The organism is Terriglobales bacterium (assembly GCA_035764005.1).
GTDB lineage: Bacteria > Acidobacteriota > Terriglobia > Terriglobales > Acidobacteriaceae > Gp1-AA112.
Genome location: DASTZZ010000096.1, coordinates 32312 through 43602 on the forward strand (window position 1 = coordinate 32312; position 11291 = coordinate 43602).

10 protein-coding genes and 1 other RNA gene are annotated in these 11291 nt (G+C 55.8%); 6 read left to right on the forward strand and 5 right to left on the reverse strand.

Translation table 11 applies throughout. The annotated features are described in order from the left end of the window. Nucleotides 1-231: 231 nt before the first annotated feature. Nucleotides 232-2610, forward strand: a complete 2379-nt coding sequence (locus VFU50_15550; GenBank protein HEU5234277.1) for a protein kinase — start codon at nt 232-234, stop codon at nt 2608-2610. A 108-nt stretch (nt 2611-2718) separates the two neighbouring features. On the opposite strand, the gene VFU50_15555 is transcribed toward VFU50_15550, so the two are convergent. Genes VFU50_15555 through VFU50_15565 form a run of 3 tightly spaced genes read right to left on the reverse strand, consistent with a single transcriptional unit; the run spans nt 2719 to nt 4058 of the window. After that, a complete protein-coding gene (locus tag VFU50_15555) occupies nt 2719-3192 on the reverse strand; it encodes a GNAT family N-acetyltransferase (GenBank protein HEU5234278.1) in 474 nt (157 codons plus the stop codon). A gap of 11 nt (nt 3193-3203) precedes the next feature. After that, on the reverse strand, nt 3204-3830 hold the full coding sequence (locus VFU50_15560) for a DedA family protein (GenBank protein HEU5234279.1): 627 nt from the start codon (nt 3828-3830) through the stop codon (nt 3204-3206). Beyond that, nucleotides 3831-4058 carry a hypothetical protein gene (locus VFU50_15565; protein HEU5234280.1) on the reverse strand — a complete coding sequence of 76 codons (228 nt, stop codon included), beginning with the start codon at nt 4056-4058 and terminating at the stop codon, nt 3831-3833. It lies immediately after the preceding gene. A gap of 389 nt (nt 4059-4447) precedes the next feature. Here VFU50_15565 and ssrA point away from each other — a divergent pair. The 3 genes from ssrA (at nt 4448) to VFU50_15580 (ending at nt 8547) form a co-directional block, all read left to right on the forward strand. Further along, nucleotides 4448-4816, forward strand: a transfer-messenger RNA (tmRNA) gene (ssrA, locus tag VFU50_15570). 179 nt (nt 4817-4995) lie between these two features. Next, nucleotides 4996-6579, forward strand: a complete 1584-nt coding sequence (locus VFU50_15575) for a hypothetical protein (protein ID HEU5234281.1) — start codon at nt 4996-4998, stop codon at nt 6577-6579. A gap of 78 nt (nt 6580-6657) precedes the next feature. Continuing rightward, complete coding sequence (locus VFU50_15580) at nt 6658-8547, forward strand: tetratricopeptide repeat protein (GenBank protein HEU5234282.1); 1890 nt, start codon at nt 6658-6660, stop codon at nt 8545-8547. Nucleotides 8548-8671: 124 nt separating this feature from the next. Here the strand turns inward: VFU50_15580 and VFU50_15585 are convergent, their stop codons facing one another. Continuing rightward, a complete protein-coding gene (locus VFU50_15585; GenBank protein ID HEU5234283.1) occupies nt 8672-8872 on the reverse strand; it encodes a hypothetical protein in 201 nt (66 codons plus the stop codon). A 427-nt stretch (nt 8873-9299) separates the two neighbouring features. Between VFU50_15585 and VFU50_15590 the strand changes: the two genes are divergently transcribed. Continuing rightward, nucleotides 9300-9815: a hypothetical protein gene (locus tag VFU50_15590; protein HEU5234284.1), complete on the forward strand. Its 516-nt coding sequence runs from the start codon at nt 9300-9302 to the stop codon at nt 9813-9815. A 521-nt stretch (nt 9816-10336) separates the two neighbouring features. Beyond that, nucleotides 10337-10783, forward strand: coding sequence for an SGNH/GDSL hydrolase family protein (locus tag VFU50_15595; protein HEU5234285.1), 447 nt, complete (start codon nt 10337-10339; stop codon nt 10781-10783). A gap of 221 nt (nt 10784-11004) precedes the next feature. On the opposite strand, the gene VFU50_15600 is transcribed toward VFU50_15595, so the two are convergent. Further along, a partial coding sequence (locus tag VFU50_15600; GenBank protein HEU5234286.1) for a hypothetical protein occupies nt 11005-11291 on the reverse strand: 287 nt, incomplete at its 5' end.

Sequence of the window (11291 nt, forward strand, 5' to 3'; positions counted from 1 at the left end):
CGATCTTCCGCCCTTGCCTGACACTTGTTGCCGTTCCGGACAAAACCATACCTCTCGCAAAATCCTTGGGAAATAAGTACCTTTTCAGTAAAACTTTGGGACTAGTACCCGGCCGATACTAACTGGATGTCGAAACACTAAAGTAACCACTGTCTGGCAGACGTGTGCACGTAAGATTTTCTTGGAAGTGTGTCAATAGCAATTAGGACGACACATTCGGAACGACCCGATATGGACACGATGCGAATCGAGCCCTTCATGCCGCAGAAAGAAGATGCGGCGCAGGAAAACCAGGTTCCTGCATGTGTAGCGGCGCTTTGCGCGCGCATTTGGGAATATCGCGGGCCGCAGGAAAAATTGCACGAAGTGTCCTGGCAAGCCGACACACAGATCACTGATTTAATTAGGAGTGTGGTAAACGAGTCGCACGGACAGATCTCGCCCCGCGCGAACGGCACGCTCGCGATCCATTTTGGGAATTCGTTAAACGCGTTGTCGGCGGCCAAATCGCTGCAGGTGAGATTGCTCACGTTACAACGTCCTGCACCAGCGGGACAGGCCGTAGCAGCAACCATTGTTCAGGGAATCGCACAGAACACCTCGGCCGACACCCAGACCCTTAACTTGGGCACGATGTTAATCGATCAGGACTCCGCGCAGATCCTGGTCAGCGAAGAACTCTACGGAGCAGCCAAGGACATCCCTGGATTCGCCTTCAATCCCAAGCCGGCACACGCGGCCGGTGAGCGTGGCTTTTCTGAAGCGATGTATGAGCTGTTTTGGACCGACGAATCGACATACGCGCATGTCCGTAAGACCGGACAGTTCCATGCGGTTGTTCAGACGCCTCCGCCTTCACCGCTACCAGCACCTGCACCCGCGCACTCAGGAGCGAGCCGCTATCAGATTCTTTCCGAGTTAGGACGCGGTGCGATGGGCGTCGTCTACAAAGCTCATGATCAGGTGATCGGACGCACAGTCGCACTCAAGACCATCTCCATCCAGCGGAACTTCGCCGATCGAACCGAACTGGTGGAACGCCTCAAGCAGGAAGCGAAAGCTGCCGGTGGACTGGATCATCCGAACATCATCACCATCTACGACGTCGGCGAAGAAAAAGATTTTGTTTATCTGAGCATGCAGTTTGTCGAAGGCAAGACTCTCGCGGCGCTGCTTACAAGTCACGAGCTTCCGCCGTTGCTTACGCTGCTCTCGTATGCAGAACAGATTTGCAACGGCGTCGGCTACGCGCATTCGCATGGCGTGATTCACCGCGACTTGAAGCCTGCGAACTTCATGCTCACCGCCGAAGGCACCGTCAAGGTTCTGGACTTCGGCATAGCGAAACTGGGAGATGCCTCACTCACACAGACTGGGATGGTCGTCGGAACTCCGACCTACATGGCGCCGGAGCAGGCCAAAGGAAACAAGCTCGATCAGCGCTCCGACATTTTCAGTTTGGGAACGGTCTTCTACGAACTCTTCACGCGCGAGAAGCCGTTTAAGGGCGATATACCTAGCGTCCTTTATAAACTGATTCATGAAGAAGCGCCGGCAGCATCCGTGGTCAATCCGGCGCTTCCCGCCGGAATCAACGCAGTAATCCGCAAGGCGATGGCGAAGAATCCGCAGGATCGTTACCAGACCTGCGAAGAGCTTCGCGACGCTCTGCGTGCACAAGCCGTTACCCTTACCATCGCTCCGCAAACGCACGTGGTTCCCCAATCAGCTCGGCCATTATCTAATCCAATCACGACGCGATCCGTTGCCGCCACAAAAACGACCGGTACGCACAGGCAGCAGCGTTCCGAAAGGGGAGCAATGGCATTTATGCTCCTTCTCCTTGCGGCGTTAGTTGGTGGTGGCGTCTGGGCATATAGAGTTCAGAAGAAGACCGGCGCACTTCCACCGCCTCTGCAGAAAGCCGTCGCATACGGTTATAAGACCGCGCACACTAGCCAGGCATTTCCGGACAGCAGTCCTGTTCCAACGTCGCAAAACCCGACCCTGGAAACATCTGCCCCGTCGGTCAGCGCTCAGCCCGAAACAGGAACCGAGGCACCGGACGATTCCGCGTCCCCGGCTCCCAAGAAAGACGTGCCGTCCGTCGACGCTGCTCCTGCAAAGCCGGTCGCACAGATAGAGGACCCTAAAGGGAATCCGTCCACTGCTCCTGGATCTACAGCCGTGCAGGTGACTCCTCCGCAAATCCCTGCTGCGGCGCCTGCATCGGCAGATCCTTTCAAAACTCAGACTCCCGCCCAGACTATCAGTCAATCTCCGGCGGCGGCCAGCGCATCGACCTCCGAATCGAAAGCTGAGAACAACACTATCGAGCAACAAGGGCCAACCGACTCTCAGCCGAAGCAGAACCGCAGAGCGATGAGACAGCAGCGACTGGAACAAGAACAAAACGCGCGAGTGGAAGGCTTCAGTCGTGCCGACATTCCCGACCTGCTGAGCAAAGCCGATTCGGCCGCCGGATCAGGTTTGTACGCGCTCGCGCGCTACGAATATTCAATCGTTCTACGTCTTGACCATGATAATGTGACGGCCCGCGAGGGCCTGGCACGCGTGATTGCCGCGCGCCAGGAGCGCATGCAGCGCTAAGCCAGGATTTCGTGATTTCCTGATTTATGTGTTTTCAATCGCGAAATCACGAAATCACACAATCGCGAAATTGCGAAGACACCCGGTCGGGGGCGCCCGGCTCCACGTTTAGATCCAGAGCGTCATCAGATGACGCTTATGGTCCTTGAATCCCAATCTCTTGTAGAACTCGTGACCACGTACGTTGACGTAGTCAGCTTCGAGATGCACGGCACGAATTCCTATTTCGCGACACAACGCAATCGCAAACTCAACCGCCGCTCGCCCGACTCCTTTTGACCGATATTCGGACACGACATAAAACTCGTCGAGCAGACAATCGCGGCCATGGAATTCCAGCGAAAATCCGAATCCGAGCACCATATATCCCAGCAGTTCTGTACGTTGCTCAAAGACGATCAGACGTCCTAAATCGGGATTCTGAATGAGTTGCAAAACGAGCTGACGCTGCCGATTTTCATCAAACGGCAGTCGTTCAAATACGTAGAATTCGCGAATGAGAGGCAGAAGTCGCTCCACATCGAGCGCTTCGGCGAATCGAAACGAAACAGACGGTTTTGAAGAGAGTTCAGAGGCAGACACGCTCGTTCAGATTAACTCGTAGCGCGCACGCGGTTTTGCCAGTGCGACCACACAAACCAGATCACTCCGATCAAGATAATCGCGCCGATCACTTTGTCGAACTGATGGAAGTATTTCCCGAGATAGTCCCAGTGCTGTCCGGCCTTCATTCCCAAATAGGCGAGGCCGAGGCACCAGGGAAACGATCCGACAAAGGTATAGATGTGAAAGCGGAGTCGCGGCATTCGTCCGATGCCTGCAGGCAGAGCGATGAACGTGCGCACCACCGGCAACATGCGACTGATCAGCACGGTCACATCGCCGAATCGAGCGAAGAAGCGATCCGTCCAGTCGAGTTCATGTTTGCCTAGAAGCACCCATGATCCGTAGCGCTCGACCAGCGGGCGCCCTCCGTAATACCCGATCTCATAAGCGACTAGCGAGCCCAGATTGCAACCTAACGCTCCCATAAACGCGAGCAGCCAAAGATTGAATTGGCCGGTATGCACCAGATATCCCGAAAACGGCATGATCACTTCCGAGGGCAGCGGAATGCACGCCGACTCGACGGCCATGAGCATCATCACTCCGAAGTATCCCAGCGTGGAGATCACGGAGATGACGAACAGCCCCAGCTTGGCAATGAGACCTTCGATCAATCAGAAGTCCTGGGCATCTTGCGTGTAGGTATAGCCGGGCAAAGTTGCCCCATCGTTTCCCTTCTGCACCTTTACGCGGATCGTGTCGGAATTGGCGGCATTGGCGTCGGCCTGGCGCAGAATCGCGTACTGCGTGAAGACCTCGCTATACAGCTTGGTGACTAAGTAGTTAGATCCGTTCTCGTCGTTCCGCCAGACCTGACCAAGCTGGATGGATTTCACCGGCATGATGATTAGAAGATATCAAAAGCATTGGGTGATCGGGCCATCGGGTCATCGGGTGAAGTGAAACCAACACCAAAACACGACGCGGATTTCGCGGATGGGACGCGGATCGCGCGGAATTTTTGAGTGAAAAACCAGCCCGCTGAAGCACCGGAGCACACACACCGTTCGAAGAGTTTGCTGAAAGCACACTTCTCCAGAAAGTTATTGAAAGTTTGAAGAAAAAGACCCTCCAATTTCTGCGGAAATCCGCGTCCCATCCGCGCAATCCGCGTCGTGTTTTGGTTTTGCTCTTGCTGTCTCTTCACCCGATGACCCGATTCCCGCTGAATCGGCTAAAATATCCCAGGCATCTAATAAGGTGTTCCAATCCACTCGACTGCAGCTTCAATGGGGGCGTCACGGCTTCGACGGAAGTGCTTGCGGCCGAGAGGCATGCCGGGGTGCACACACCCGTAATCGAGTGCAAAACAACAATTGCCAATCAACAGATGGCATACGCTGCTTAATTAATTAAGTAGCCGTCCTAGGTAGCCACGCCCGCGGGCCGCCGGTGGACGTCATTTAGCGGGCTGGTCTCCGGCGCGCGGTCCGAGTGCCAGAGGCGAGATCACCGGACTAGCAGCTTGCGTTTCTTGTCCGTTCTGAGCGTCGGCTGCGAACGTTCCCGTAGAAGTACGGGAGCATGAACGCGACTAAGCATGTAGTCTCTTTGCCAGTAACATTTTCGGACGCGGGGTCAACTCCCGCCGCCTCCACCATAAACAAGCTTCTGAGCTGCTCAGCGTCTGAGCTGCTCCAGGTCGACTTTCACGGTCACCGCCTTCGAACTTCCAACACCGCCGCTTCCGCCGTATGATCGGTGCCTCGTGCATTCCGTGTCGTGTTTTGGTTTTGAGCTTCGTGGCTCCGTGGCTGCGTGGCTTTATTATTCTTTCCCATGAACTCCACTCTTCGCCGACTCGCCATCTTAGCCTTCACATTCGCATCGGCAAACATCATGGCCGGCCAGGTCCTATCAGTTGATCCAGCCAAGATGACTCGTCTCGGGACCGTCGATGAGCGTTTTCAGTCTTACAACATCGAGATGGTGGAGGTCACCGGAGGCAGGTTCTGGAAGCCGTACAGCAGCCAGACAAAGTCACCAGGCCAGGCGCTCTCGACTCAACAGGCTGCAGCTCCTATCGCGGGACTCGGCGCCGATCTCTTCGAATACCGGCCGCCCATCGATCTGAGCAATTCCCGTTTGCGGAAACTCGCGGCAGCGTTGGGACCCGCATATGTGCGGGTGAGTGGAAGCTGGGCAAACAGCGTCTATTTCCAGGATTCTGATGCCGCCGCTCCGGCCAATCCTCCCTCCGGATTTGGCTCTGTGCTTACGCGCAAGCAATGGAAAGGCGTCATCGATTTTGCTCGTGCCACCGACGCGCAACTCGCCACGTCGTTCGCCATCAGCCCGGGAACGCGCGATCCCGGCGGCCAATGGACTCCCGACCAGGCGCGCAAAGTGCTGGCGTACACCAAATCCGTTGGCGGACGAATTGCCGCCGCCGAATTCATGAATGAGCCCAACCTCCCGACCTTCGGAGGCGCGCCGAAGGGATATGACGCCGCTGCTTACACCCGCGATTTGGCTGTCTTTAAGCCATTCCTGAAACAGAACTCTCCCGGTACGCTCCTCACCGGCCCGGGCTCGACCGCGGAAACTCCCGACCGTCCCCCGCGTCCCATTCCGGGATTCCTCTCAACCGACGCGCTGCTCACAGCCACGGGTCCGGCATTCGACGTTTTTGACTATCACCTGTACGCGGCAGTGTCACAACGCTGCGCTCAGCGCAGCCCCAGCAGCGGAACCAGCGCCGAAGACGCGCTCTCGCCCGAGTGGTTATCGCGCTCGGAAAAAATCGCGACGTTTTATGCCGAGCTGCGCGACAAATACGAACCCGGCAAACCGATCTGGATCACCGAAACCGCCGACGCCGCATGCGGCGGGAATCCGTGGGCATCCACGTTCCTCGACACCTTTCGCTACCTCGTCCAACATGGCCGCCTTGCGCAGATGGGAGTGAAGATCATCATGCACAACACGCTCTCCGCCAGCGACTACGGATTACTTGACGAGAAAACTTTTACCCCGCGTCCGAATTACTGGGCAGCCCTCCTCTGGCGGAAATTGATGGGCAGCACCGTCCTCGATGCCCATCTTTCTACTCCGCACAGTGTTTATGCGTACGCGCACTGTCTGCAGGATCATCTCGGAGGTGTAGCGCTGTTGCTCGTCAACGCAGACCAGCAACACTCATACCAACTCAACCTCCCCAGCGATGCGGAAGGCTACGCGCTTACAGCCGAGCACCTCGAGGACAAAGCAGTTCTTCTGAACGGAAAACCACTCGCCTTGCTCAGTGACGACGACCTACCGCAAATCACCGGGGAGCGAGTCCATGCAGGCAAGCTCACCGTCGCGCCGAAAAGCATCGCCTTCGTCGCAATCGGAAACGCGAATAACAGCACGTGCAGGTGACTGGCGAACCACGGTCTTGATTCGCAAATTGGCCTGACAGCGATAGAATTCTGATCCCCTGTATACTTTATTCCCGCCATGTCTCGGCAGTTCAGGAGCAGCATCGGTTCCCACGCGCCCACGGCTGCATTGCTAAGACTGCTCTTCCTGGTACTTGCCATCTCCGGTTCAGTGTTCGCGCAATTACGTGTTACAGGTCCGCCGATTGGTCCGCCGATAAGAAGTGGCAGCAATTTTGCCAGCCTCGTTATTCAGGTCCTAAGCGAAGACCATTCGTTTCTGAATATGCAGGCTCTGGTGCGATTGCGAAATGTTCAGGATGGGTCCGGCGACGTGTGGCAAACGACCGGTACTGGCAGTGAGGCCAGTTTTTCTTCTCTCATATCGGGACCTTACGAGGTCGAAATAAGTGCTCTTGGCTATCAAACCTCGACGACGCGACTCGACATCTTTGGTTTCGGATCCCAGACCGTCCAGGTGGTCCTCAAGAAGGATTTGAATGCCGAGGAGTACGAAGCTCCCCGGGAGAACATCCCCCGCAAAGCACGAAAATGGAACGATCGCGGACTGCTGGCCCTGCAGACGGGAAATCTCAAAGATGCGGAGAAGAATCTGCGCCGCGCAGTGAAGGAAGCACCGGACGATGCGCATTTGAACTATCTCCTGGGCGCCATTCTGCTGAAAGAAAAACAGCCGGAGGAAGCGTCTCAATGTTGGCAGCGGGTTCTTGCGCTGGATCCAAAAAATGCACAAGCACTCACCGCCCTCGGCGGACTCCGATTCGAGCAGAAAGACTACGCCGGCGCAGCCGGTCTTCTACAACGCGCGATCGCTGCGAATTCCCGAAAGTGGCGTCCACACTGGCTTCTAGCCAACACGCATCTGATGCAACGGCAATACGAGCCGGCGCTGAAGGAAGCTCAACTGGCTGTCGAGTTCAGCCGAAACTCTGCGCCGGACGCCACGCTCGTGCTAGGCGAGGCGCTGGGGAATCTGGGACGCTACGAGGAAGCGGTTGTGGCGCTGCGAAAATTTCTGCAGCAAGCGCCCAAAAGCCCCGACGCACCTGCAGTCATAAAGATGATTGTCATGCTCGAAGGCACCGGGCCAGCGATGCCCGTAGCCGAGCCAGTCGCTCTCAATGTCTCGGAAGTATCCATGCCAACATCATTGCCCACGATGTCCCCTGCATGGATGCCTCCCGGGGTGGATGACTTACCGCCCCCTGTTGCCTCAGGAGTAAGCTGCCCCGTCGATCGAATCCTCACCGGTGCCGGCCAACGCGTACTGGAGTTGGCCGACGATCTGGAGCGCTTCTCTGCGACCGAGATCCAGGTGCATGAAACTCTCGATGCGTCCGGCAAAGCAGTCTTCCGCGACAAGCGCAAGAACGATTACCTGGCTGAACTCGCACAACCACGCCCAGGATGGCTGCAGCTGAACGAGTATCGACGTAATCTCACCGCCGAGAACGGTTTCACCGATGGCCTTCAGGCACAAGGCTTGCTCGGGTTGGCCTTTGTCTTCCATCCAGCGCTGCAGGGCAACTACCAGTTGGAATGCGAGGGATTAGGCCAGTGGAAAGGACAGCCGGCCTGGTTGATCCATTTCCGGCAGCGGCCTGACCACCCCCGACGCTTGCAGCAATTCAAAATCGATGCGAAAACCTACGAAGTCGCTCTAAAAGGCCGGGCATGGATCGCGGCAGCATCGCTGCAGGTGCTGCATATCGAAGCGGATTTGCTGGAGCCACTCCGGGAAGCGCATCTGCTTTACGAGCACGAAGTCGGCGATTACGGTCCGGTTGCGTTCCCGAAAAAGAACACGGAGCTGTGGCTGCCCGAAGACACGCAGGTCTACATGGACTATCGCGGCCACCGCCTCCGCTTGACCGACCACTATGAGGACTTCGTGCTCTTCTCCACCGACTGGCAGCAGTCTGACAAGCTCCCGCCAAGCAAACAGTGACCGCGCTCGGCCGAACGCCGAGTGCCGATTGCCGACTTCGGTGTTGCTGTTGCCGTCAGCTGGCAGCTTAGGAGCTCAGCAGCTTAGTTTCCGTTTTGCCAGCAGCCAGTAGCCAGTAGCAGCTTCACGATGCCGTCTTAACTGCGTGTGCCTGAGATTGTTGTTGAGGAAGATCGGTGAACGAAATCAAATCTGGCGTGAGGCCGGGTTTGTAATCGATGGTGCGATGCTTCTTCTGCTCCTTGCGACTCCATGTTGCCAGAGCTGAACCCAGCATGAAGCCCACCCACCACCCATGGGAAAATCCCTTCAGATAGTTAGTCATGTTCAGATCCTCGCTGAATGTCTTTCGGTTTCATGTGGCGCAGACGAGCCCCAGAACGAGTCGCCCGGGACCACTCTTACGTACACTCCGGCTCCCTGGATGATCTACACGTAAAATGGACAGCCCTCTACGCCGCCAGAAGACTGCGCCGGTTTTTACGTTCTTACAGTTCCTCTGCTCTCTGCATTCCGGAAGCGAACGACGCAAAACACCACCCGTCTCGTCCAGGTTTTGCTGTCATTTCTGCTAGTGCCTTGCTTTCAACGCGCTATCTAGAGTGTTTGTTGTGGTGGCGCTGTGCTTTGTTCGTCGCATCTGGAACCTCACATTCTCCAGACATGCGCAGAAGCAACGTCACGATGGCTCTGCCTCGCGGGCGCACAGGTTTTCGCTCCGGCACTTACAGGTTTTCGAGGAGGATTGTCGCGTGAACAAACTGGTGGCGGTGGTACTGATCGCGGGATTGTCGGCACTCAGCAGTGCGACTGCGCGAGCCCAAACGAGTTCGTCCAAAGGCACCACCGATCACGTGATCAACGATCGCGATCTAAAGATGTTACGCCAGGATCTTCGTTCGAAAAGAAAACAACTGGTTGCGGCCAACCTGACCCTGTCCGACACGGAAGCGGCGAAGTTCTGGCCGGTTTACGACCAGTATGTGACCGAATTGATTGCCATCAACGACAAGAAGTTTGCCGTGATTCAAGACTACGCCGACAATTGGGGAAGATTAACCGATGAGCAGTCGTTGTTGTTTATCCGCCAATGGGCCGACTTCGACATTCAGCTCGCACAACTGCGTCAGAAGTACGTACCCATCATGGCCAAGATACTGGACGGAAAGAAGACAGCAACGTTCATGCAATTAGACCGGCGCATCGCCATGATGCTCGAATTGCAAGTTTCATCCCAAATGCCGCTGGTGCAAGATCAGGAACGGTAGCCGGCAGAACGAACCCGAAGCGGATCGCCTGGTTCGTATCGGGCAGATTTTGATCTGCTTCCTGCTCCCCTATCCCTTGCAGCTGCTCTATCCAAAGTGTTTTGCCGTCGTCGTTATTTTCGCCGGAAACTGGCAGCCGGCAGCTTCTTCAGTGTTGGGGTTGCTTTTAGCCGATTGCTCAGCTTCTTCAGTGTTGGTGTTGCTTTTAGCCGATTGCTGAGTGCCGAAGTGCCGATTGCTGCCTTTGTGCTCTTGGTGTTGACGTGAAGCTTCGTGGCTCCGTGGCTTCGTAGCTCCGCAGCTTGGTATTTGCAGCTCGTGTTCTTCCTTTCACTGTTGACTCGAAGCTTCGGAGCTTCGTGGCTTCGTGGCTCCGTGGCTCCGCAGCTTATTGTTCCTGCCGAATGCCGAGTGCCGACCGCGGCCTTCCTTCGTCCGTGTGATCCGTGGCGTCCGTGCAGTCCGTGCCCGGTTTTGTCGTTGTCCTGGCTGGAAGCTGGTAGCTGGTAGCTGGCAGCTTAATGTCCCCGTTAGCCGCAGCTCAGCAGCTTAGAAGTGAGCAGTACAGCGATGAAACATGGAAGCCTCAGCTTATTGTGATTTCGTTGGGAACGAACGATTTCTCAACGCCGCTCAATCCGCGCGAGCAATGGAAGACCCGAGACGAACTCCACTCCGACTACGAAGCAACCTACATCCGCTTCATCCACACACTTCGAGTCAGAAATCCAAACGCATACATCATCCTGTGGGCAACAGACATGGCCAATGGCGAGATTGGGTCAGAGGTGCAAAGGGTTGTAGAGCAACTGAAGAAAGATGGTGATCGAAACGTCGCCTTCGTTCCAGTCGAGCACCTGTCATTCACCGGCTGCGACTACCATCCATCGACCGCAGACGATAATCTCATACGAGACGCGCTCGTACGCGTGATCGATGCAAAACCCGAAATCTGGCAAGGGCAATAAGGCAGAAAACCGCAAGCGATTCTAAGCTCCTAAGCCTCTAACCCGGTAGCTGGTAGCCGGTAGCTTCTGTCGCTTTAGCCGAGTGCCGAATGCCGACTGCCGAATGCGGCTCTTCCGTACGTCACCGGAACCTATGCCGCTCGAAACACTGAGTAGAACAATCAATAGCTAAGGTTCCGAAATGGGAACGCCACCTTTGTCCGTTTCTCTCTCATATGATCTTAAGGGGGAGTACTGACGGATAGCTCGGAAATTCTTGATCCGACGTACAAATGATCAATTTGCGAAGTATCGATTACAAGGAACTGCCCATCTTTGCCATCAATGGATTGGAATCTGAGTTTAGAACCTCTGCGGAATGCTAATTCTACTAACTGCCTATCGAGATTTGTTTGAGGAGCCAGCTTTGCTTGCTCGCCAGATTTCAAAAACACGATGACCTTTTCCGGCCTGCCACCACCACAAACCTGAGAAATCCTGCTGTATTGCCAAGCACCAATAACGGAAG